The organism is Pseudolysinimonas kribbensis (assembly GCF_039531715.1).
Classification (GTDB): domain Bacteria; phylum Actinomycetota; class Actinomycetes; order Actinomycetales; family Microbacteriaceae; genus Pseudolysinimonas; species Pseudolysinimonas kribbensis.
On record NZ_BAAAQO010000002.1, the window covers coordinates 594,265 to 617,215 of the forward strand.

Here is a 22,951-nt window from a genome sequence, read left to right on the forward strand (position 1 = left end):
TCTGCCGAGAGCGAAGCCGGCTACCGGGTGCGGTGCGCGGGGATCGCCATCCGCGGCGCCCGCCGCTCGTACCCGACCCCGGACACCTCGAGGTAGCGCACCACCCGGTGCCGGTGGCCGCGCCACGGCTCGAGCAGTTCGAGCATCCCGTCGTCGTCGACGCGCTGCCCCGCGAGCGCCATGCCGACCTGCTTCGCGAGGTGCAGGTCGCCGATGCTCACCGAGTCCGGGTCGCCGTGCGAGCGCTGCACCGTCTCGTGCGCGGTCCAGACGCCGATGCCGGTGACCGTCCGCATCCGGCGCACCGCCGCCGCCGCCGGCAGCGCGGCGGAGCGCTCGAGCGTGTCGCCCACGGCCATGACCCGCATGAGCGTGTCGGCGCGCTGCGGCGTGACGCCGGCACGGTGCCACTCCCACGACGGGACACGCCGCCAGGTCGCCGCATCCGGCGGGATGCGCATGCCCTCCGGCGCGGGTCCGGGCGCCGGCGTGCCGTGCCGGTGCACGAGCACCCGCCAGGCGCGCATCGCCTCGACGGAGGTCACCTTCTGCCCCATGATCGTCGGCACCAGGTGCGGCAGGAGCCGGCCGGTGCGCGCCAGCCGCAGCCCCGGCATCCGGTGATGCAGGTCGCGGATCACCGGATGCCGCGAGGGGTCGAATCCGGTCGGGTCGTCATCGGCGCCGAGCAGCCGCGGCATCGCGTCGAGGGCGGCGCCGGCCCCCGGGCCCCAGGCGCTCCCGGCGATGCCGTGGGCGCTCTCGGTCAGCCGCAGCGTCGCGTCGCCCTCGGGCGTGCGGAACGCGAGCCACCAGCCGCGCGCGTCCCGGCGCGCGGCCGGGTCGCGCGGGCCGAAGACCAGCGGGGCGAGGGTGGCGTCCACCGCGACCCGCTGGGCGGGCCGGTAGATCCCGGTGAGCATCACGAGCCGGCCGGAGCGGCACCCGGCGAGGCGCCGCATCCGGTGGTCGACGTGGCCGTGCTCATGCGCGGACTCTAGCGCGAGGTTCCGTCGCCGTCGGACGTAGGGTCGACGGATGGCCGATCTGACGACCGAGCGGCTCAGCCTCCGCTCCTTCGGTCCCGACGACGTCGACTTCGTCTTCGACATGTACTCGCGCTGGGAGGTCCAGCGCTTCATCGGCCTCGTGCCCCGGGTGATGACCGATCGCGCCGAGGCCGTCGAGCGGGTCGAGCGCTACGCCGCGCTCGAGCATCCCGTCCACGGCATCTGGGCGATCACCGACCGGGTCACGGGCGGGCGACTCGGCGTCGCGCTCCTCAAGCCGCTGCCGGCCTCCGGCCCCGAGAGCCCGCTCCTGCCGTCGGGGGACGTCGAGATCGGATGGCACCTGCATCCCGACGCGTGGGGCCACGGCTACGCCTCGGAGGCCGCGCGCGCCGTGCTCGACCACGCGTTCGCCGGCGGACTGCCCCGCGTGCTCGCCGTGACGAACCCCGGCAACCGCGCGTCGCAGGTGGTCGCGCTGCGGATCGGGATGACGCACCTGGGCACGACCGACGCGTACTACAACGCGACCTGCGAACTCTTCGGCATCGACCGCCCGGCGGCCCCCTAGCCCGGCCGGTCGGAGGCCGGTGTCGCGGCGCGGCATGATGGAGGACGATGAGCATCGGCATCCTGACCTCCGGGGGCGACTGCCCCGGCCTCAACGCGGTCATCCGCGCCGCCGTCCTCACCGGCTCGAAGCTGCACGACATGGAGTTCGTCGGCTTCCGCAACGGGTGGAGGGGCGTCGTCGAGGCCGACCTCATGCCGCTCGGCCGGCCCGAGGTCATGGGCATCTCGAAGCAGGGCGGCACGATCCTCGGCAGCTCGCGCACCAACCCGTTCGACGGCGGCGGCGCGGCGCGGGTCGCTCAGGTCATGGACGAGAACGGGATCGACTCGATCATCGCGATCGGCGGGGAGGGCACGCTCGCCGCGGCGAAGCGGCTGACCGATGAGGGCATCCGGATCGTCGGGGTGCCGAAGACCATCGACAACGACCTCTCGGCGACCGATTACACGTTCGGCTTCGACACCGCGGTGCAGATCGCGACCGAGTCGATGGACCGGCTGCGCACCACCGGCGACTCGCACGGCCGCTGCATGGTGGCGGAGGTCATGGGCCGGCACGTGGGGTGGATCGCGCTGCACTCGGGCATGGCGGCCGGCGCCCACGCGATCCTGATCCCCGAACGCAAGACGAGCATGGACCAGATCATCGAGTGGGTGGAGTCGGCCCGGGATCGCGGCCGCGCGCCGCTCATCTGCGTGGCCGAGGGATTCCAGCTCGACACCATGGACGACGCGCACTCCGAGCGCGGCCTCGACGCGTTCGGGCGCCCGCGGCTCGGCGGCATCGGCGACCAGCTGGCGCCCGAGATCGAGCACCGCACCGGCATCGAGACCCGCGCGACGACGCTCGGCCACATCCAGCGCGGCGGCACGCCGTCGGCCTACGACCGCGTGCTGGCGACGCGCTACGGGATGGCGTCGGTCACCTCGATCCTCGAGGGGCATTGGGGTCGCATGGTCGCCCTTCGCGGCACGCAGATCGTGCACGTGCCGTTCGAGGACGCGCTCGGGCGCCTCAAGACCGTGCCGGAGAGCCGGTACGAGGAGGCGTCGGTGCTCTTCGGCTGAGCCGTAGCCCCAGCGCGCGGTGCGACACTGAGGGGATGGACACCGCGTTCCTCGTCATCGCGCTGATCTTCGCCGTGCTGGCCGCGCTCATCCACGTCGTGATCTTCTTCCTCGAGAGCGTGCTCTGGTCGAAGCCGACGATCTGGCGCCGGTTCGGTGTCGCGTCGCGGGACGACGCCGCCGTGCTGCAGCCGATGGCCTACAACCAGGGCTTCTACAACCTCTTCCTCGCGATCGCGACGGGCCTCGGCATCGTGCTGATCGCCGCGGCGCCCGTGCACAACGTCGGCGTCGGCATCGCGGGGGTCGCGCTCGCGAGCATGCTGCTCGCGTCGATCGTGCTCATCACGTCGAACCCGAAGCTCGCCCGCGCGGCGCTCACGCAGGGCCTCCCCCCGCTGATCGCGCTGATCTTCGGCGTCCTCTGGGTCGTGCTCTAGCCCCCGTGGCCAAAAACGCCCAGTGTCGCGCGCCGCGAGTGGGCGTTTTCGGCTAGGGACGGGATGCGGCGGCAGCGGCGGCGGCAGCGGGGAGCGCGGCTTCGATGCGCTCGAGGGATTCGTCGTCGTGGGCGGCGGAGAGGAACCACGCCTCGAAGACGCTCGGCGGAGGCGCGACGCCCGCGTCAAGGAGGGCGTGGAAGAAGGCCGCATACCGGAACGCGTCCTGCGCGCGGGCGTCGGTGTAGTCGCGCACGGGCTCGGAGCGGAACGCGATCGAGAACAGCGAGCCGGCCCGGGAGATGACATGCGGGATGCCGGCGGCGGTGAGGGCGGCATCCACCGCGCCGGAGACGCGGGCGGCGGCCGCGTCGACCCGGGCGTACACGTCGGCGTCGGCGAGGCGCAGCGTGGCGATGCCGGCGGCGACCGCGAGCGGGTTCCCGCTGAGGGTGCCCGCCTGGTACACCGGGCCGAGCGGCGCGAGCCGATCCATGAGCTCGGCGCAACCGCCGAGGCCGGCGAGCGGGAGGCCGCCGCCGAGCACCTTGCCCCAGGTGACGAGGTCGGGGAGGTAGCTCGGGTCGAGGCCCCACCAGCCGGCCGGGCCGACCCGGAACCCGGTGAGCACCTCGTCGAGGATCACGAGCGCGCCCGCGGCGTGGGCGAGGTCGACGAGCGCCGCGTTGAACCCGGAGTCCGGCACGAGAACGCCGGCGTTGGCGCCCGCGGCCTCCGCGATGATCGCGGCGATCCGCCCCGGATGCGCCGCGAACGCCGCCCGCACCGCGTCGAGATCGTTGTAGGGCAGCACGAGGGTGAGCCCGGCGATCGGCTCCGGCACGCCGGCCGACCCCGGCAGCCCGAGCGTCGCGACGCCGGAGCCCGACTCGGCGAGCAGGCCGTCGGAGTGCCCGTGGTAGTGCCCCGCGAACTTGATGAGCAGATCGCGCCCCGTCGCGCCGCGGGCCAGCCGGATCGCCGTCATGGTCGCCTCGGTGCCGGTCGACACGAGGCGCACCTTCTCGACCGCGCGGGTGGCGCCCACCGTCATCCGGTCGATCACCAGCTCGGCGAGCTCGGCCTCGCCCTCGGTCGGGGCGCCGAACGACAGCCCGCGCGATGCGGCCTCCCGCACCGCCTCGACGACCTCCGGATGGGCGTGCCCGAGCAGCGCAGGACCCCACGACCCGACGAGGTCCACGTACTCGATCCCGTCGACGTCGGTCACGTACGCGCCGCGCGCCGACGCGATCGTGCGGGGCAGCCCGCCGACCGAGCCGAACGCGCGCACCGGCGAGTTGACTCCCCCCGGCAGCACCGCTCGCGAGCGGGCGACGACGTCGTCGTTGCGACTCACGAACGCGCCCAGCGCTCGGCCGCCTCGATCGCCCAGTAGGTGAGGATCGCCTCGGCGCCCGCGCGCGCGATCGAGACGAGCGACTCGTCGATCGCGCGCTCACGCTCGATCCAGCCGTGCGCCGCCGCGGCCTCGACCATCGCGTACTCGCCGCTCACCTGGTACGCCCACACCGGCACGGGCGACGCCGCCGCCGCGTCGGCGAGCACATCGAGATACGACATCGCCGGTTTGACCATGACGACGTCGGCGCCCTCGTCGACGTCGAGCAGCACCTCGCGCAAGCCCTCGCGCCGGTTCGCCGGGTCGAGCTGGTAGCTGCGCCGGTCGCCCTGCAGCGACGACTGCACCGCCTCGCGGAACGGCCCGTAGAACGTACTGGCATATTTGGCGGCGTAACCGAGCAGGACGGTGTCGGGATGCCCGGCCGAGTCGAGCGCGGACCGTACCGCGCCGACCTGCCCGTCCATCATCCCGCTGAGTCCTAGCACCGCCGACCCGGCCTCGGCCTGGGCGAGTCCCATGTCGCGGTAGCGCGCGAGCGAGGCGTCGTTGTCGACGCGACCGCGCGCATCGAGCACGCCGCAGTGCCCGTGGTCGGTGAATTCGTCGAGGCACAGGTCGGTCTGCACGACGAGCGCGTCGCCCGCCTCGGCGACCGCGACCCGCGTCGCGACGTTGAGGATGCCATCCGGATCGGTCGCCCCCGATCCGATCGCGTCCTTGTGCTCCGGCACGCCGAAGAGCATGACGCCCCCGATGCCGGCCGCGGCCGCGCGCGCGACCTCGGCCCGCAGCGAGTCGAGGGTGTGCTGCACGACGCCGGGCATCGACCCGATCGGCACGGACTCGGCCGCGCCCTCGCGCACGAACATCGGCAGGATCAGCTGCGCGGGATGCAGACGCGTCTCGGCCACGAGTCGCCGCAGCGCGGGGGTCGCCCGCAGCCGCCGCGGTCGCACGGTCGGGAATCCGCTCATCCGAGCGCCTCCACGTGCTCGGCGAGCGCGGCGACGAGCGCCTCGGCCGTGCGCTCCTCCGGGATGACGTGCACGGTGAGCCCGGCCGCGCGTGCATCGACGGCGGTGCGCGGCCCGATGCAGGCGACGACGGTGGCCTCCGGCAGCGGCGCGAGCTGCGCCGCGATCTGGCGCGCGACGCTGCCCGAGGTCACGAGCACGGCGCCGATCCGGCCCGAGGCGACATCGCTCCGGATGTCGTCCGCGACCGGCAGGCCCACGGTGCGGTATGCGGTCACGTACTCCACCGCGAAGCCGAGCTCCTCGAGCCCGGCGACGAGCGTGGGCTCCGCGATGTCGGACTGCGGGATCAGCACGCGGCCCCGGATGTCGCTGGCCGGCCACTCCTTGATGAGCCCGCGCGCCGAGTTGTCGCGGCTCGGCATGTAGTCGACGCGGTAGCCGGCGAGCGAGAGCGCCGCCCCGGTGGTCTCGCCGACGGCGGCGATGCGGGTCGCATCCGGCACGGTCGTCCCCTGGCTCACGAGCACGTCGACCGTCGTGGCGCTCGTGACGACGAGCCAGTCGTAGGCGCCGGCGCCCAGCTCCTGCAGGGCGTGCCCGAGGCGGGTCGGGTCCTCCGGCGACGCGAAGTTGATGAGGGGCGCGACCACCGGCACGGCGCCGTAGCCGCGCAGCGACGCCGACACGTTGTCGCCCCACTTACCACCGCGCGGCACGAGCACGCGCCACCCGGCGAGGGGCTTGGGCGCGGTCACGACGCAGCTCCGCCGGGACCGAGCGGCGCGAGCTCCGCGGCGCCCTGGTCGAGCAGCTCGCCCGCGACTCGGGCCGCCAGCTCACCGGCCGGATCGCGCACGTCGGCCGCATACATCGCGTGGGAGCTCGTGAGGTGCGCACTGCCGTCGAGCGCGTAGACCCGGGCGCTCACGAACAGCAGGCCGTCGTCGAGCAGTGCGTGCACGCCGAGCGGGGCGGCACATCCCGCCTCGAGCCGCGCGAGCACCGCGCGCTCGGCCTCGGCGGTGAGGCGCGACGGCTGGTGGTCGACCGAGCGCAGCGCACGCGGCACGGCGCCGGTGCGCGCCTCGACGGCGAGCGCGCCCTGCGCCGGCGCGGTCGGCCACGGGTCGAGCGGGAAGAGCTCGGTCGCCTCGGCGGAGCGGCCGAGCCGGTCGAGCCCCGCGGCCGCGAGCACGATCGCGTCGAGCCGGCGTTCGGGATCGATCCCGGCATCCGCGCCGCCGACGCGGCCGAGGCGGGTGTCGATGTTGCCGCGCAGGCCGACGACGTCGAGATCCGCGCGACGGGCCAGCAGCTGCGCGCGGCGGCGTGGCGAGCCGGTGCCGATCCGCGCGCCCTGGGGCAGGTGCTCGAGCGTCAGTCCGTCGCGGGCGGCGAGAGCATCGCGGGCGTCGGCGCGCCGGGGCACCGCGGCGATCTCGAGGCCGTCGGCGGGCGCGGTCGGGAGGTCCTTGTACGAGTGGATGAGCGCATCCACCTCGCCGGCCAGCAGCGCCTCGCGCAGGGCCGTCACGAACACGCCCGTGCCGCCGAAGTCGGCGAGCGGCGTGCTGCGATCGCGGTCGCCACCGGACTGGATCACGACGAGCTCGGCCCCGAGCTTCTCGGCGACGGGTGTCGCCTGCGCCAGCGCCAGCGCGGACCCGCGCGTGCCGATGCGCAGCGCCGACCCGCTCGCCGCGGTCACGGCGCCACCCCCGCGATCGCGGGCTTGAAGCCCAGGCGCGCGTTCTCGCAGCATCCCGGGCGGCACACGTCGTACCAGGGCCCCAGCTCGGTGAGGGCCGGGCGCTCGGCGGTCGGCGTGCCGTTCACCCGTTCGAGGACGAGGTCGACCAGCCCGCTCACGTACGCCGGGTGCGTGCCGGGGGTCGGGGTCCGGATGACCACGAGACCGTGCTCCGCCGCCGTCGCGGTGGCCTCGGTGTCGAGGTCCCAGAGCACCTCCATGTGGTCGCTCACGAAGCCGAGCGGCACGATCACGACGGCCTCGACGCCCTGCGCCGGCAATCCGGCGATCACGTCGTTGACGTCGGGCTCGAGCCACGGCTGGGTCGCCGGCCCGGAGCGGCTCTGGTACACGAGCTGCCACGCGGCGTCGGCGCCGGCGTCGCGCATGACGACCTCGGCGACCGCGCGGTGCTGGGCGGCGTAGGCGCCGCCGTCGCCGAAGTCGCGGTCCCGCGGGCCGGAGCGCTCGGCGTCGGCGGTGGGGATGCTGTGGGTCGCGAACAGCACCCGGATCGCGCTCTCGGCGATCCCGCGCTCCGCGAGGTCGGCGAGCGCGGCGCGCAGGCCCTCGACGAACGGCTCGACGAAGCCCGGATGGTCGAAGTACTGGCGCACCTTGTCGATGCGCAGCGCGTCGCCCAGGCCGGTCTCGGCGAGCGCGCCCGCGAAGTCCTCGCGGTACTGCCGGCAGCTCGAGTAGGAGCTGTAGGCGCTGGTGGCCAGGCCGAGGAGCGTCGAGAGACCGCGCTCGCTCGCCTCACGCAGCGCGTCGGCCACATAGGGACCCCAGTTGCGGTTGCCCCAGACGACCGGCAGGTCGATGCCGCGGGATGCCAGCTCGGCCTCGACCGCCGCCTTCAGCCGGCGGTTCTGCTCGTTGATCGGGCTCACCCCGCCGAAGTGCCGGTAGTGGTGCGCGACCTCCTCGAGCCGCTCGTCGGGGATGCCGCGGCCGCGCGTCACGTTCCGCAGGAAGGGGATGACGTCGTCCTGCCCCTCCGGGCCGCCGAAGCCGGCGAGCACGATCGCGTCGTAGGCGACGGGCGTCTCGACGTGCTCCGGACCGCGCTCGGCCCCCGGCGTCGCCGCGGGCACGACGACGCCGTTGTTCGTGATGCTGCTCACGCGATGAGCTCCGCGAGCTCGGCCGCCTCCACCCGGCGGCCGGTGAAGAACGGCACCTCCTCGCGCACGTGGCGACGGGCCTCGGCCTGCCGCAGGTGCCGCATGAGGTCGACGAGCTCGATCGGATCGTCGGCCTCGAGCGCGAGGATCCACTCGTAGTCGTTCAGGGCGAACGCCGCGACGGTGTTGGCCTGCACGGCGCGGTGCTCGGCACCCATGCCGCCGTGCTCGGCGAGCATCGCGCGGCGCTGCTCGTCGGGCAGCAGGTACCACTCGTAGCTGCGCACGAAGGGGTAGACGGTGATCCAGTCCTTGGGTGCGAGACCGCGCGCGTAGGCGGGGGAGTGGTTCGGGCTGAACTCGGCGTCGCGGTGCACGCCCATGACGTTCCACACCGGCGCCATCGACGTGAACGGCGCCGCGCGCCGCAGCCGCCGCAGCGCCTGCTGCAGGTCGGCCGCCTGCCGCCCGACGAGCCAGACGAGCACGTCGGCGTCGGCTCGCAGGCCGGAGACGTCGTAGAAGCCGCGCACCTCGACGGTGTCGCCGACGGCGTCCGCGAGGTCGTGCTGGGGCTCGGCGCGCCACGACGGATCGCGCCGGAAGACCGCCCACAGCGCGTACGCGGCGGGCTCGGGTGTCGGGCCGGTCACCCGACCATCCTAGCCCCGGTCGGCGCCCGGGGGTTAATCAGCGCGTACTCAGGCTCGCGGCCCGCGATCCGATCCGGTGTTCGCCATCCGATTCAGTCCGCGCGGTCTGCGACCGATGGCAAACCGTGGATCGGTTGTGGCGCACCGGGCCGCGCCACCACGGCGCGGAGTCAGTCGCGCACGACGCGCCACGCGATGACGCCCGCGATCGCGGCCGCGACGCCGATGCCGACCCCGATCACCATCAACGGGTTGCGCCGGTACGCGTTCGCCACGCGCTTCGGAACGTTCAGCTTGTCTTCCAGCCCGTTGAGATTCGCCTCGAGCGCAGCCCGGGCCCGGGCCGCGTTGTCGCGGGCCTCATCCAACGTCGTCATGCTGCTCCTCGCTTTCCGAGTCCGCGAACGGTGCGCAGATCGCTCCGCAGGCTGCGCAGCGACTCCTGCGGCACCGGCGGCAGACCCTTCTTCAGCACCCGCCAGCCGATGAGCCCCACGACGACCGCGACGATCAGCAGGAACGCCGCGACGATGAGCGCCGCGAGCCAGCCCGGCAGCACGAGGGAGAGTGCGAGCACCGCCGCGGTGAGCAGCACCCCGACCATGAAGCCCAGGATGATCACGGCGGCCAGCAGCAGCCCTGCGCCGATCCCGAGCGCCTTCGCCTTGCCGATGACCTCGGTCTTGATGAGATCGAGCTCAGCGTGGACGAGCGCGGTGACCCGGTTGGGCAGATCGGTCAGGAGCTCGACGAGCGAGGGTGTGCGCTGCCGCGGGCGCGGCTGCTGCGGGGATGCGGTGGCCATGCGATCGGCCCTCCGGTCAGTCGTTCGCGGTGGAGGTCGATCCGCCGCGCGAACCCGAGCCCGTCGATCGGGTGCCTCCGGAGCGCGTGGTGCTCGACCGGGTGCCGGCCGAGCGCGACCGCGTCGGCGCCTTGCGGTTCGAGACCTGGCTGACGACCTTCTTGGCGCCGTCGGTCACGAACTCGGCGACATCCGGTGCCTTGTCCTTCACGAACTCCTCGACCGCGTCGACCTGCTTCTGCACGCGCGGGTCGTTCCACAGCCGGGCGGCCTGCGCCTTGAGCCGCTCGTACTGCTCGCGGCCGGCACGGGTGCCGAGCACGTAGCCGATGCCGAGGCCGGCGACGAAGAGGATCTTGCCTTTCATGGCGTGCTCCCTGTTTCTCGAGGGGAAGTCCGGGGCGGAGGACCGGATCAGTCTGTCGCGACCCCGTCCTCCTCCGCGCGCTCGTCCAGGAGCCTCCCGGCTTCGCGCTCGGCGGCGGCGACCACCGCGGCCAGGCCCGTCCCGCTCTCAGCCTCCCCGATCCGACGCATTCCGTCAACGGCATGTGTTGCCGGCGCAGCCCGCACCCAGGGGACGATCGCGACGTCGAGCGGCGCGTCGAGGGTCACGCCGAGCAGTGTCGCGGCGTCGCGGCGCGCGACATCGGCCAGGTCCGGGATGCCGTGCCCGTCGTACGAGAGGCGCAGAACGTGGCGCCCCGCAGCCTGTTCGCCCACCCACGCCCACTTGGCGGTGAGGTGGGTGAGCGCCCGCGCGCGCACCCCCGGCGCGTCCGTCGCGACGAGCATCCCCGTGCCGCGCGGCGCGGCGTCGAGCGCGGGCTGGTCGACCGCGAGGAGCACGATCGTGACCCGGTGCTCGCCCGCCGTCGGCGGCGCCGCGGCGAGGACGACACGGCCCTCGACATCGCCCGCGCGCTGCCGGGTGAGCTCGTCGAACGCGATCCGCGCGCCGAGCCGCACGTCGACGCCGAACAGTTCGAGATCGGCGATGAGCTCGTCAGCGAGCCGCGCCATCCCGCCCCGGATGCCGCCCACCTGCGATCCGGCCGCGGCCCCCGCGCGCAGGCTCAGGACGCCGTGCGAGAGCGATCCCTCCCGCAGCAGGGCGGTGCGCAGTCCCGGGTGCGCGCGCTCCAGCGGCAGCTGATCGGCGCTCGTCGAGTGGACGCCGCGCACGACGGGGTCGACGAGTCCGCGCAGCACCGCCGAGCCCATCCGGCGGCGGACCAGCTCACCGAGGGTCGCCGCCTTCGCGCCGACGGTCGGCGGCATGGCGACGTCGAGCTCCGCGCGCATCGCGGCGCGGGTGCCGATCGCCGCGATCACGTCGGCCGCGAGCGGCACCCCCGGGATGCCGAGCAGACTCGTCGCCGGCAGCGCGATCGCCGAGCCGTCGTCGCGGTACAGCCATGCGGGCGCGTCGAGCGGGCTCACGAGGTCGGCGCCCAGGCCGATCTCGGTCGCGAGCTGCGCGACGACGCCGCCGCGCGTCGCGAACGACTCGGCCCCGGCATCCACCGTGATGCCGGCGACCTCGATGCGCAGCAGCTGCCCGCCCAGCCGATCCGACGCCTCGAGGAGCGCGACCTTGCGGCCCGCCATCGCGAGGCGGCGGGCGAGCACCAGGCCCGCGATCCCGCCGCCGACCACGACCTCGTCGACGCGGGACATGGCTACGGCTCCGCGTGCACGAGTTCGACGAGCCGGGCGAGCACGTCGGGGTCCGTCTCGGGCGGCACCCCGTGACCGAGGTTGACGATGTGCCCGGGAAGTGCGTCGCCGCGGCGCATGACGTCGCGCGCGTGGGCCGCGAGCAGATCCCACGGAGCCCCGAGGTAGGCCGGGTCGATGTTGCCCTGCAGGGGCAACGGCGCGCCGATGCGCTCGGCCGCGGCCTCCAGCGGCAGGCGCCAGTCGATGCCGATCACCTCGGCGCCGATCGCGGGCAGCAGGTCGAGCACCTCGCCCGCCCCCAGCCCGAAGTGCACGCGCGGCACCTCGGTGCCCCGGAGCGCGTCGAACGCGCGACGGGAGTGCGGCGCGACCCGCTTCTGGTAGTCGCCGCGTGACAGGGTGCCCATCCACGAGTCGAACAGCTGGGCCGCGCTCGCTCCCGCCTCGACCTGCGCGCGCAGGAACGCGCCCGTCACGTCGGCGCACCAGTTGAGCAGGGCGGCCCAGGTGTGCGGATCGGAGACCATGAGCGCCCGGGTGCGCAGCTGGTCCTTCGACGGTCCGCCCTCGACCAGATAGGACGCCAGAGTATATGGAGCGCCGCCGAATGCGATCAGCGGCGTCGACCCGAGCCCGTCGACGACGATGCCGACCGCCTCGCGGATCGGGGCGAGGGCATCCGGGTCGAGCGGGCGAAGCCTCAGCACGTCGGATGCCGATCGCACGGGCTCGTCGACGACCGGCCCGCGACCGGAGACGATCCGCACCCCCACGCCGGCGAGCAGCACCGGCACGACGATGTCGCTGAAGTACACGGCGGCGTCCACGCCGAGCCGCCGCACGGGTTGCAGCGTGATCTCGGCCGCGAGATCCGGCGTCAGACAGGCCTCGAGCATCTCGGTGCCCTCGCGTGCCGCGCGGTACTCGGGCAGCGAGCGGCCCGCCTGCCGCATGAACCAGACCGGGCGCGTCGCCGGTCGGTCGCCGCGCATCGCGCGCACGAGCAGGGAGGCGCTCGTGCGCCCGTCGACGAGGGGATGGCCGGCGGGCAGGGTCACCCTCCCAGCGTACGGTCGCGCGGCTGAGCATTCAGGCTCGCAGGTTTACCCTGGGGGACGTGTTGTTCTGCGTGACCGCGAGTCACCGCGACACCGAGTTCGACGTGCTCGACCGGGTGTCTCGGCGCACCGAGCGCACCGCGCGAGAGCTGACCGGCCGCCCCGGGATCCGGGGGGCGATCGTGCTCGCCACCTGCAATCGCTTCGAGGCCTACCTCGAGGTGGAGCCGGATGCCGTGCCGTCGGCGGCCGACGCGGTGTTCGACGCGCTCGGCGACGCGACGGGCGACGACGCGCGGGCCGTCCGTGCGACCGCGCGCGTTCTCGAGGGCGACGCCGCCCTGCAGCACCTCTTCGCGGTCGCCGCGGGTCTCGAGTCGATGGTCGTCGGCGAGGACGAGATCAGCGGCCAGGTGCAGCGCGCCCTCGCCGCCGCGCGCGCCGACGGCACCGTGAGCGCGCACCTGGATGCCGCCTTCCAGCGCGCCGCCCGCACGTCGCGCACCGTGCGCTCGGCCGTCGATCTCGGCGGCGCCGGCCGCTCCATCGCCCGCCTCGCCCTCGACCTCGCGTCGAGCCGGATCGCGGACTGGTCTGCCGCCGCGGTGCTCGTCGTGGGCACCGGCCAGTACGCGGCGACGACGATCGCCGGGCTGCGCGCCCGGGGGGCGACCGACATCCGGGTGTTCTCGGCGACGGGCCGCGCCGACGGTTTCGCGACCCGCTTCGGCGTGCGCGCCGAGCACGACCTGCCGACCGCGATCGGCGGTGCGGATCTCGTCATCACCTGCACCGCGCGCTACACCGTGCTGCCGGAGCACGTGCCCGACGAACGCGAGCGCCTCATCATCGACCTGGGCCTGCCGCGCAATGTCGACCCGGCCGTTGCGCGGGTGCCGGGGGTGGAGCTGCTCGATCTCGAGCTGCTGGCCCTGCACGCCCCGCTGCCCGAGCTGGGTGGCGACGCCCACCGCATCGTCGACGACGCGGTCGCCGAATACGCGGCCGAGCGCGCCGCGGCGCCCGGCATCGTCGCGTTCCGCCGGCACGTGCTCGGCGTGCTCGGCGCCGAGCTCGAGCGCGCCCGGGCGCACGGTGCCGACGAGGCGACCCTGACGGCGATGCGCCACCTGACCGGTGTGCTCGTGCACGGCCCCTCGGTGCGCGCCCGGGAGCTCGCAGCATCCGGCCGCGCGGCCGAGTTCGAGGCCGGTCTCGAGGCGATCTTCGACATCCGGGTGGAGGCCGAAGACCGCCTCGGCGACCAGCGCGACGCGACCGCCTAGGTGTAGTTCCTCGGGACGTTGTGATCGCGTGACGTGAGCGAAGGCCTCCGCGGAGGATGTGGGTTACCACACTCACGTCCCACAACGGAGGCCTTCGTGACTCACGCTAATGCGCCGTTCACGCCGGAGGGCAGGCTGCGGCTTGCTCGGTTGATCGTCGAGCAGGGATGGTCGGCTCGGCGTGCTGCGGAGCGGTTCCAATGCTCGCCGGCGACCGCGTCGAAATGGGCGGGTCGCTATCGACGGCAGTTGCCGATGACGGACCGCAGTTCCCGTCCGCTGCGGTCGCCTGGTCGCTGTCCGATGCGTTTAGAGCGCAGGATCATCGCGTTGCGGTTCACGCGCCGGTGGGGTCCGCACCGGATCGGCTATCACCTCGGTGTTTCCCCGGTCGACGGTCGGGCGGGTGCTCGAGCGCTATCGGATGCCGCTGCTGCAGCACCTCGACCAGGCGACAGGGCTCCCGGTCCGCAGGCCGCGTCTGATTCGCTATGAGAAGGTCGCACCCGGCGAGCTGGTCCATGTCGATATCAAGAAGCTCGGCCGCATCCCCGACGGCGGCGGCCATCGAGTCGTCGGTCGACAGCAGGGCAGACGACACAACGACGGGCACGGTCGAGGGGGTCGCGGCTATTCGTTCTTGCATCACGCGGTCGATGACCACTCCCGGCTGGCCTACTCCGAGATCCACACCGACGAACGCAAAGAAACAGCGGCCGGCTTCTGGATCCGAGCCGCCGCTTTCTTCGCCGCCGCCGGCATCCGCGTCCAGGCAGTGATGACCGACAACGGCTCTTGCTACCGGTCCAGAGCCTTCGCTGCCGCGCTCGGCGGCATCAAACATCGCCGGACACGCCCTTATCGACCGCAAACCAACGGGCCGGACCACCGGTCTCGATGCGGAGTCCGCACGAGGCGACGCCCCGCCGGCCTGTGTCTCAGCACACAGGGCCGGCGGGGCGCCGCCGTTCAGTCGGTTATCACTCCGCCGTGCGGCGACGGCGGATCAGCGGCACGGCGGCGAGCGCGAGTCCGATGATCAGCAGGAGGTAACCGAGGCCGATCCACCCGGTCGGGTTGCCCGTCCCGGTCAGCGCGAGCGTCTTGAGGTCGCACGGGCTGGAGCTCGCCGTCGGCGTGAAGGTGAACGTCGTCGTCGTCACGCTCGGGTCGATGCCGTTGCCCTTCGTCGCCGCAGCGACCGCGGTGTAGGTGGTGCCCACCTTCGCCGGGTACGTGCCCGCGGCGACGGTCGAGCCGTTCACGGTCCAGATGACGTCCTCGGTGTCGCCGTTCAGCTCACCGAGCGTGAAGCTCGCCGAGGTGAAGCAGCCGGCCTGCTGGTCGCGGAACGTCGGCGTCACGAGCGCATGCGACGGCAGGGGCCCGCACACCTTCAGGGCGTCGGCGTCGACCGCGTCGACCACGACCGTGATCGGGAAGTCGACCACCGCGTACCCGGTCTCCGTCTGCACCGCCACGAGGTAGCTGCCGGGCTGCTCGGGCACGGTGACCGTGCCGTTGACCGCCTTCGTCATGTCGACCGGCGTGCCGTTGATCGTGTAGCCGACCACGTGCGGCTCCACCGTGACGACGATGGCACCGTCCCTGACGACCGCGAAGCCGTCCGCGTCGGTGGTGCAGGTCTGCGGGTCGCCCTGCGCCACCGCGGCCACGGCCAGCAGGCAGGAGCCCGCATCCGGTCCGAACGTGTGCGCGTAGCCCTCAGCCGGGTAGCCCGCGTCGAGCGAGAAGCCCTGCTGCGCGGTCTCGGTCACCACCACGACGTCACCCGGCTCGGTCGAATAGGTGCCCGCGTCGGTCGTGATGGGCTTCGCACCGTTCAGGGACACCTGGTAGACCACGCCGGTCGCCGCCGGGAGGATGTAGTCGCCGCTGAAGATCTGACCCGGATGGGTCGGCAGTTCGCATCGCGAGTCCTCGAAGGTGGGCACGCCGTGCACGGCGCTCAGCACGCAGCCATCGCTCGAGAGCGTGTCGAAGTGCAGGGTGTAGACCGTCGGATTGCTCGTGCCGGTCGGGAACTGGTAGCCCTTCGCGGCATCCGGTGTGGCGAAGACCTTCACGGTCGTTCCCGGCTGGGCGACCTGCTTACCCGTGAGCACGCTGCCCGAGGCGTCCTTGTAGACGACGCCGGTCGTCGCGGGGACGGTGTACGAGGCCTCCGGGACCTGGCCCGGGTTCTGCGCGTCGCAGACGGCCTGCGTCTGGGTGAGGTGCGCCGGCGGGGTCACGCAGTCGGAGCCGTGCAGCACCTTCAGGGTCAGCGTGAAGGGCCCGGTCGCGCCCGGGTTGGTGATGACGTACCCGGAGCCGGTGACGGTGATCCGCGCCCAGACGGTGCTGCCGGCCGCGAGGCCCCTGAGCGTGCTCGATGCGTCGTTCCAGGGGCCGGTCGACGAGTCGGTGCTGTATTGCCACTTGGCTCCCGCCGGAAGGGCGGGGAAGCTCACGGCGCCCGTGCCGGCGGTGCCGACCGCGTCGCAGACGGCCTCCGTGACGGTCGGGGTGCCGCTCACGGTGATGTGGCTCAGGCAGTCACCGGCGACCGCGGCGAGGGTGAACGACCATGCGGTCGCGTCGTACGACGGGAGCTTGTATCCGCTCGTGGCCGTCGGGGTGATGACGACCGCGACGGAGCCGCCGCTCACATCCACCGGCACGGAGCTGCCGACGGTCGCAGCCTGCGCGGAGCCGCCGTTGAGCGTGTAGCTGTAGGTCACGTGGTCGCCGCCGATGATGACGAACGATGCGCTCGTCGTCGCTCCGGGGTGCTGCGCGTCGCACGCGGCCTGGTGCGGCGTGACCGCTCCGAGCGTCGCGCTCGGCTTCTCGCAGGCCTTCTGGGTCAGCGTTCCCGTGTCGAACGAGTACGCATCGCTGTCCCAGGCCTTCACGACGACGCGGTAGGTGTTGTCCCGCGTGTCGTCCCACGTCTTCGAGAGGTGGAAGCTCGAGCCGAAGTCGGGGTTGCTGGCGACCGGCGCGTCGTTGATGGTCACGACGACGGAGTTCTTATGACCGGGCTGGCTGTCGTCGGCGTAGTTCGTCAGATTGACCGTGAGGCCGGAACAGGTGGCGTTGACGGAGTGATCGTGCGCCTGCGCCGGGACCGTCGCGAGGGCGACGATTCCGAGGGCGACCGCGAGGGTCGCGCCCGCAGCGATGAGCTTCTTGAACATCGAGGGGTGGTTCCTTGCTGAGAGGGAGAGAGGTGAGCGGCCCGGGAAGGGCCTGCCCGCGCGCGTCGGCGCACAGGGGTTCACGGCACAGGGGGACGGCCGAGGGGGGACGGGGATACGGGGGATGGCTCCCACCATGCGGAGGACATGGTACGAGCAGCACTCACGAACGTAGCAGGTCCCTCAAAGGGGGGACAACTCGCGCGGGGGGTTAACGCCGGGTGATTCATCCGGCGCTCGCGCGCGGACAGATGGATGCCCCGCCCCGGTTCTCAGCGCCCGGGACGGGGCATCCGGCTTTTCGGTGACTACACCTGGTCGCGGCGCCGGCGCAGCATCTGCACCGAGAGCAACGACAGCCCGGCCACCAGCAGGAGGGCCCCGCCGCCGATCAGGCCGGTGGGCAGAGAACCTCCCGTGAGGGCGAGGGTCTTCAGGTCACCGCAGGTGGCGGCGTTGGTGAAGGCCACGGTCCAGTCCTTCTGCTGGTCTTCGGTGAACCCGAAGACCGGCCCGTTCGGCTCCGCGTGGACGTGCACCGAGGTGCCGACCGCGATGGAGTGCGACCCGGCGTTCGCGGGCTGGCCGTCGATCGTCCAGATCACGGCGTCCGCGACGTCCAGGTTGTTGCCGAGGGTGAAGGTGGCGGTCGCGGCGCACCCCTGCGGGTCACCGATCTCCGGCAGCACGATCGGGTGCGACGGGAGGTCGCCGCACACCGGCGCCAGCTTGCTCGTGAGGGTCCACGGGCCGGTGTAGTCCGCCAGCTTGTAGTTCTCCAGCGCGATCGCGGCGACGATGTGATCGCCGGGCGTGACCGAGTGCGGGCCGGCGTCGACGTCCTCCCCGTCGAGCGTGTACTGCACGCCCGTCGTGCTCGGGATGGTGACGACGCCGTCGGTGTAGACGCCCTGCTTGAACTCACCCACCGTGCAGATCTGATCGGTGACCGTCGCCTCGACAGGGCTCACCGCGCACAGACCGTCGGACACGAAGTCGAAGATCCACTTCACGGTGCGTCCGGCGTCGCCGAAGTTCCAGCCCTTGTCGGCCACCGTGGTCACGACGACGTGGTCGCCGTTGTCCGCGGTGTAGGTGCCGGGAGCGACGTTCTTCGTGAGCACGCCGTTGACGCGCACGTTGTAGGTGACGTGCTCGACGTCGGCCAGCGTGTAGCTGCCCGGCGTCACGTCACCCTCGGTGCAGGTCGCGTCGGTGGCGGTGGGCTGCACGTAGTCGATCGTCAGCTCGCAGTTGCCGGGGTCGACGAACTCGTGCTTCAGGATGCTCGAGTCGGTCAACTGGTAGCCGGGGTCGGCGATCGGCTGGACCCACACCACCGCATCCGGAGCGACCTTCACGACGACGCCGGGAGTGGCGTCCGTCCAGGTCGCGCCGAGGTCGGTGCTCACCTTGTAGTGAACGCCCTCCGCCGCGATGACCGTGTAGGTCGCGTGGGTGTGACCGGGACGCGCATCGTGGCAGACGGCGTCGACCCAGGCGGGGGTCGCCGGAGTCGCGTCGTAGTCGCACGTGACACCGAGATCGGCGGACGTGAAGTCCCACTCTCCGGGCCCGACCAGGATGTAGCCGGGATCCGCCAGGGCGTGGATCCAGACGTGCTGGCCCGGGTCGAGGTTCCAGGTGCCGACGGCCTTCGGCGCGAACGTCACGTTGTCGGTGCTGACCTCATACGAGATGTGGTCGGCGGCGTAGAGCGTGTAGGCCGCGGGGGTGATGCCGCCGGGCACGTACACGTTGCAGGCCGTCTGCGAGAAGGTCGGCACGGTGCTCACGCCGGCATCCACGAGGCAGGCACCCGGATCGGTGTAGCTCCACGTGTTGTGGCCCGGCGACGTCAGGCGGTAGCCCGGGTCGGCGGTCACGTCCACGACGATCGAGGCGTTCTTCGGGACCACCACATGCGTGCCCACCGAGCTGTCAGCCGCGACGCCGTTGATCGTCACGGAGTACGAGACGCCCTTGACATCCGGCAGCGTGTAGGTCGCGTCGGTCGAGGTGCTCGGAGCCGTGCAGATCGCGTTCTCGAAGCCCACGGTCACCGAGACGTCCTGGAGGCAGTCGCCGGGGTCGGCGAAGGTGAGGGTGAACGACGACGGTCCGACGAGGATGTAGCCGTAGGAGACCACCGCGGTGACGGTCACCGTCTTCGGCAGTGCGCCGTAGACGAGCTTGGTGCCGGAGACGGTCGAGTTCCCCACCTTGTAGGTGACGTGGTCGGTCGCGATGATCGTGTAGCTCGGAACACCGTGCTCACCGGGGGCGGTGCACGTCGACTGAACGACCGTGGGCTGCACCGGCTGAACGCACTTGCTGGCCACATTCGTGAAGGGGTGCGAAGCGAACTCGACCGGCTTGATCGACAGTTCGTAGCCGGAAAGCGGCGTCACCTTGACGCGCACGGTGGTACCGGCCGGGAAGGAGGCCGTGGTTCCTTGCGCGATGGTCGCGTAGGTGTTGCCGGTGTTGCTCGACTTGATCCAGTACTGCGCGCCCGTGACGCCCGAGGGGATCGTCACGGTGGCGTCACCGGTCTGACCGGTCGCCGTGCACACGGCTTCGGTGTAGGTCGGGCCCCGGGGCGCGCCGGGCTGCGTGCAGTCGTTGTTCCAGATCTGCTGGCCACCCGCGCTCCAGTTGTTGCCGTCGTAGTGCTTCACGACGCCGTTCTGGGTGTAGTCGAAGGGCGGGATGATGTCGTCCACGTTCACGCCGGACGACCCGTGGCCACCCAGCCCCTGGATGATCGAGCTCACGTTCGGGGTCTGCTTGACCCACGGGTTGCTCCCGCTCGCCGTGGCATGGCAGATGGTGATCTTCTTGGTCGTGTCGTCGCCGCAGGTGCCGTCGAGCGGCTGCAGCAGCTGACCGTCCGAACCGACGAAGTAGTTGTCGGTGAAGGTCGTCTGCGCGTAGACCCAGGGGCCGTATCCGGTGGTGCTTCCCGGCAGGGAGAAGGTCGTCAGCGTGATCGTGCTCGGGTTGTTCGTCGAGACGATCGCGGCACCCGAGAACGTCGGGTCCGACTGCTTCGGCGTGTGGTCGAACGTCGAGGTGCCGACCTTGTAGTGGGTCGAGCCGTTCAGCGACGTCTGCGCGATCTTGAGCTTCGCGGTGAAGTCGTACTGGTGGGTCTGGGTGTTACAGACGGCGGTGACGTCGAGGTCACCGGTGTGCGCGGAGGCCGGAGCGGCCACCAGCGACACCAGGCCGAGTGCGAGCAACGCTGTCGTCGCACCAGCCAGGAATTTCTTCAACATGGGGGATCCCTTTGCTGAGAGGGCGCACGCAGGCGTGCGCAAGGGGGGAACAGGCGGAACTGTCATGCCGGCACAGGGGTGGCCGGTGAAGGGGCAAGCAGGCCTCGAGCGCGCTCTTCGGGGGTGGCGCTCGAGCCGATCTCGTGGGGGCGGATCAGCTGATGTGGGTATCACCTCGTGACTGCCGGGTCGGGGGGCGAGCGTTCCGCGGGGGACGGAACGTTCTGGCAGTCGATCGAAAGCTAGCGTGTCCCCCTTTCTGCGGACAAGGCGTCTACCCCAGGAAGGGGGGGGGTAGACGCCTTGTTTCCCGCTGGTGCTGTGGCTCTAGTGCCGACCTCGCGTCCGCCGGCGCAGCGCGGGCGCCACGGTGAGCGCCATCCCGGCGCCGAAGAGGAGCACGCCCGCCGCGATCCACGGCGCCGGCGACGTCGTGCCGGTGATGGCGAGCGTCTTCAGGTCGGTCGGGCACAGCCCGGGCGGCGCGATGTCGAACGACCAGGACGACTCACCATCCAGACCGTCCCTCGGGTCGTGCGGCGCCGCGGTCACCGTGTGGTGACCGGGTGCGACCGTGACCGTCTGCTGCGTGAGGGGGGTCGTCGAACCGTCCAGGAAGTAATCCACCTGGCCGGTGAAGAACGAGACGCCGTCCACCATGCCCACGGTGAAGGAACCGCCCGTCACCGTGCCCTGCGTGCACACCGGGTCGCTCCACGTGAGGTTCGTCGGGAAGTCGGCCAGGGTGCCGAGATCGGTGAGCGGGAACGAGCCGCAGCCGGTGACCGCACTCACGACGGTGCTCTGCTCCGCGGTCGAGTTCGTGCCCAGGTGCAGGCCCTGCGAGAGCAGGGTGTTGCCGGGCATGAGCGCGGTCATCGCGTCGATCGAGACCGGCTGCGACTGCGATCCGGGCCCGCTGGTGATCTTGCTGGTCCAGACGAGCGTCGAGTGCGTCACCGTGAAGGTGCCGGTCTGTCCCTGGGCCCAGCCGTTCATGTAGGGCTCGATCGAGATGGTCGCATAGTGGACCACGGGGCCGCCCGTGTTGAGCACCGCATCGGGGTTCACCTCGTAGACCAGTGCGGCCTGATAGCCGCTGGCTTCGGCGATCGTGTACGACGAGCCGACGACGCCCTCGAGATTGCCGCTCACCGGGTGGTAGTAGTCCACCGCCGCGGTGTTCGGACCGGCGAACAGCATGCCGGCGGGGATCGCCGTCGGGGCGATGTCACCGGCCTCCTGGGACCAGGTGTTCCCCTGCGAGACGCACAGGGCGGTGACGTAGTCCTTGAAGTCGAGGACGCACGCCGAGTTGTCGCTGGTCAGCGAGAGCGAGGAGATCGCAGCCGTGCCCTGCACGCCCGAGCCGAGGCTGTATCCGATGGACTTCACGTGCGCGGTCGGCAGGGCGGCGAGCCAGACGTTCAGGTTCGCGCTGGCCGGATAGCCGTCGGCGGCGGGCACGCCCGAGATCGCGGGCTTCGACCACCAGCGGTCGCCGTAGGCCCCCGGCTCGCCGACCAGGATGCGGCCGTCGTCGAGCACGAGCTGGAAGCCCGGCAGCACGCCGGCCGGCGTCGACGCGTAGTTCAGGTGCGGGCTGCCGATGCTCGCGAGCGGGATGTCGACCGCGTAGTACGCGGCGGCCTTCGACTCCCCGGAGCTGTCCTGCGTCGCGACGTTCAGCACGCCGCCCGTCACGGTGTTGCTGCCCTTGCTGCGGGTGTCGGACGTGTTCCACGTCGACGGGAGGGTGCCATCCGGGTTCGCCATCGTTGTGATGGTGCCGAACGCGGAGCAGGGCTGCACGCAGTCGGCGTACTTGTCGGTGTCGTGCGCGGCGGTGTCGACGACCTTGCGCTCGTCGAACTGGGCCCACGGCGCGCCGGGTGCGGCCGTCTCCCAGGTGGCCGCGTCGACGTCGGTGCTCGGCGAGTGGCCGTGCACGTAGTAGAGCGTGTACTCGGTCGTGCCGTCGTGGTTCGAGACCTGCTCGGACTGGACCTCCATGGTGTCGGTCGACGCCCCGGGGTTGGTCGTCGACCAGTCGGACCACGGACCGTAGTCGGTGTATCCGCCGGTGATCGTCTCCTCGCTCGCGTAGTACGACACCGAGACGTTCGGGCCGCCGTACACGCTCAAGGGCACCATGCCCTTCGGGTGATCCTCCGAGCCTCCCAGGAGGCTCTGCGTGATGCCGCCGGCGCCCCAGTACGCGTTGATCACGCTGTCGGGGATCTGGTGCCAGCCGTCCGACTTCACCCAGTGCCCGGAGACGGTCTGCGAGTGGTTGTTCTGGTCGCGGAAGGTCACCGTGCCGCCGTCGACGAAGTCGTACCCCTTGACGAACTTGCGCTCCACCGTGTTGTCGGGTCGGTGCACCCGGGTGTGGAACCGGTACTCGGTGTGGAACGTCTCGGCCTTCGCCGGAACGACCTGGTCGTACCGGTACTCCTGGTGCGACACCTCGTCGACGTGCGTCGTGCCGACCACGCACTGCGTGGGCTCGGTGGCGTGGGCCGCGGTGGCGGCCGCGGCGACCGAGATGCCGGCGCCCAGGGCGACCGCGGCGATCCCGGCAAGGATCTTCTTCAACATGGGCAGGGGATGTCCTAGCGGAGAGGCGTCGATGCCGCGCGGGTACGCGGGAACGGCGGGGGGACACGGG

The 22,951-nt window shown here is 72.0% G+C and carries 19 protein-coding genes and 1 pseudogene; 5 read left to right on the plus strand and 15 right to left on the minus strand.

Annotation, left to right across the window (positions count from 1 at the left end):
• Positions 1-20: 20 nt before the first annotated feature.
• Positions 21-962, minus strand: coding sequence for a DNA-3-methyladenine glycosylase family protein (locus ABD285_RS03555; RefSeq protein ID WP_344200361.1), 942 nt, complete (start codon positions 960-962; stop codon positions 21-23).
• Positions 963-1,038: 76 nt separating this feature from the next.
• Here ABD285_RS03555 and ABD285_RS03560 point away from each other — a divergent pair, with 76 nt between their 5' ends.
• Genes ABD285_RS03560 through ABD285_RS03570 form a run of 3 tightly spaced genes read left to right on the plus strand, consistent with a single transcriptional unit; the run spans position 1,039 to position 3,091 of the window.
• Positions 1,039-1,581 (plus strand): GNAT family N-acetyltransferase, encoded by a 543-nt coding sequence (locus tag ABD285_RS03560; RefSeq protein ID WP_344200367.1) that lies wholly within the window; start codon positions 1,039-1,041, stop codon positions 1,579-1,581.
• Positions 1,582-1,628: 47 nt separating this feature from the next.
• On the plus strand, positions 1,629-2,651 hold the full coding sequence (locus tag ABD285_RS03565; RefSeq protein WP_284253925.1) for a 6-phosphofructokinase: 1,023 nt from the start codon (positions 1,629-1,631) through the stop codon (positions 2,649-2,651).
• 35 nt (positions 2,652-2,686) lie between these two features.
• On the plus strand, positions 2,687-3,091 hold the full coding sequence (locus tag ABD285_RS03570) for a DUF1304 domain-containing protein (protein WP_344200372.1): 405 nt from the start codon (positions 2,687-2,689) through the stop codon (positions 3,089-3,091).
• Positions 3,092-3,143: 52 nt separating this feature from the next.
• Here the strand turns inward: ABD285_RS03570 and ABD285_RS03575 are convergent, their stop codons facing one another.
• From ABD285_RS03575 to hemE, 11 genes are all read right to left on the minus strand, one after another.
• Positions 3,144-4,451: a glutamate-1-semialdehyde 2,1-aminomutase gene (locus ABD285_RS03575; protein ID WP_344200375.1), complete on the minus strand. Its 1,308-nt coding sequence runs from the start codon at positions 4,449-4,451 to the stop codon at positions 3,144-3,146.
• Positions 4,448-5,431, minus strand: coding sequence for a porphobilinogen synthase (gene hemB / locus ABD285_RS03580; protein WP_344200378.1), 984 nt, complete (start codon positions 5,429-5,431; stop codon positions 4,448-4,450). Before hemB ends, ABD285_RS03575 begins: the two co-directional genes overlap by 4 nt.
• Complete coding sequence (locus ABD285_RS03585) at positions 5,428-6,189, minus strand: uroporphyrinogen-III synthase (protein ID WP_284253927.1); 762 nt, start codon at positions 6,187-6,189, stop codon at positions 5,428-5,430. Before ABD285_RS03585 ends, hemB begins: the two co-directional genes overlap by 4 nt.
• Positions 6,186-7,196 carry a hydroxymethylbilane synthase gene (gene hemC, locus ABD285_RS03590; RefSeq protein ID WP_425564930.1) on the minus strand — a complete coding sequence of 337 codons (1,011 nt, stop codon included), beginning with the start codon at positions 7,194-7,196 and terminating at the stop codon, positions 6,186-6,188. The genes ABD285_RS03585 and hemC overlap by 4 nt, the downstream gene beginning before the upstream one ends.
• A complete protein-coding gene (locus ABD285_RS03595) occupies positions 7,139-8,311 on the minus strand; it encodes a ferrochelatase (RefSeq protein ID WP_425564931.1) in 1,173 nt (390 codons plus the stop codon). Before ABD285_RS03595 ends, hemC begins: the two co-directional genes overlap by 58 nt.
• Positions 8,308-8,964, minus strand: a complete 657-nt coding sequence (gene hemQ / locus ABD285_RS03600; RefSeq protein ID WP_344200382.1) for a hydrogen peroxide-dependent heme synthase — start codon at positions 8,962-8,964, stop codon at positions 8,308-8,310. The genes ABD285_RS03595 and hemQ overlap by 4 nt, the downstream gene beginning before the upstream one ends.
• Positions 8,965-9,134: 170 nt before the next feature.
• A complete protein-coding gene (locus tag ABD285_RS03605) occupies positions 9,135-9,341 on the minus strand; it encodes a hypothetical protein (protein WP_284253929.1) in 207 nt (68 codons plus the stop codon).
• Positions 9,338-9,769: a phage holin family protein gene (locus ABD285_RS03610; RefSeq protein ID WP_284253930.1), complete on the minus strand. Its 432-nt coding sequence runs from the start codon at positions 9,767-9,769 to the stop codon at positions 9,338-9,340. The genes ABD285_RS03605 and ABD285_RS03610 overlap by 4 nt, the downstream gene beginning before the upstream one ends.
• 16 nt (positions 9,770-9,785) lie before the next feature.
• Positions 9,786-10,136: a YtxH domain-containing protein gene (locus tag ABD285_RS03615; RefSeq protein ID WP_284253931.1), complete on the minus strand. Its 351-nt coding sequence runs from the start codon at positions 10,134-10,136 to the stop codon at positions 9,786-9,788.
• 47 nt (positions 10,137-10,183) lie between these two features.
• Complete coding sequence (locus ABD285_RS03620; protein ID WP_344200386.1) at positions 10,184-11,449, minus strand: protoporphyrinogen/coproporphyrinogen oxidase; 1,266 nt, start codon at positions 11,447-11,449, stop codon at positions 10,184-10,186.
• Between the two features lie 2 nt (positions 11,450-11,451).
• Positions 11,452-12,510 (minus strand): uroporphyrinogen decarboxylase, encoded by a 1,059-nt coding sequence (hemE, locus tag ABD285_RS03625; protein ID WP_284253932.1) that lies wholly within the window; start codon positions 12,508-12,510, stop codon positions 11,452-11,454.
• Positions 12,511-12,569: 59 nt separating this feature from the next.
• Between hemE and ABD285_RS03630 the strand changes: the two genes are divergently transcribed.
• Together ABD285_RS03630 and ABD285_RS03635 are read left to right on the plus strand one after the other, a co-directional pair.
• Complete coding sequence (locus ABD285_RS03630; RefSeq protein WP_344200389.1) at positions 12,570-13,796, plus strand: glutamyl-tRNA reductase; 1,227 nt, start codon at positions 12,570-12,572, stop codon at positions 13,794-13,796.
• A gap of 96 nt (positions 13,797-13,892) precedes the next feature.
• A pseudogene (locus ABD285_RS03635) lies at positions 13,893-14,835 on the plus strand (IS481 family transposase).
• Here ABD285_RS03635 and ABD285_RS03640 read toward each other — a convergent pair.
• The 3 genes from ABD285_RS03640 to ABD285_RS03650 all read right to left on the minus strand — a co-directional run bounded on the left by ABD285_RS03640 (position 14,777) and on the right by ABD285_RS03650 (position 22,881).
• Positions 14,777-16,999 carry a hypothetical protein gene (locus tag ABD285_RS03640; RefSeq protein ID WP_344200392.1) on the minus strand — a complete coding sequence of 741 codons (2,223 nt, stop codon included), beginning with the start codon at positions 16,997-16,999 and terminating at the stop codon, positions 14,777-14,779. The pseudogene ABD285_RS03635 and the gene ABD285_RS03640 sit on opposite strands and share 59 nt — an antisense overlap.
• Before the next feature lie 308 nt (positions 17,000-17,307).
• Positions 17,308-20,280, minus strand: coding sequence for a hypothetical protein (locus tag ABD285_RS03645; protein ID WP_344200395.1), 2,973 nt, complete (start codon positions 20,278-20,280; stop codon positions 17,308-17,310).
• A gap of 327 nt (positions 20,281-20,607) precedes the next feature.
• Positions 20,608-22,881 (minus strand): hypothetical protein, encoded by a 2,274-nt coding sequence (locus tag ABD285_RS03650; RefSeq protein ID WP_344200398.1) that lies wholly within the window; start codon positions 22,879-22,881, stop codon positions 20,608-20,610.
• Positions 22,882-22,951 lie beyond the last annotated feature (70 nt).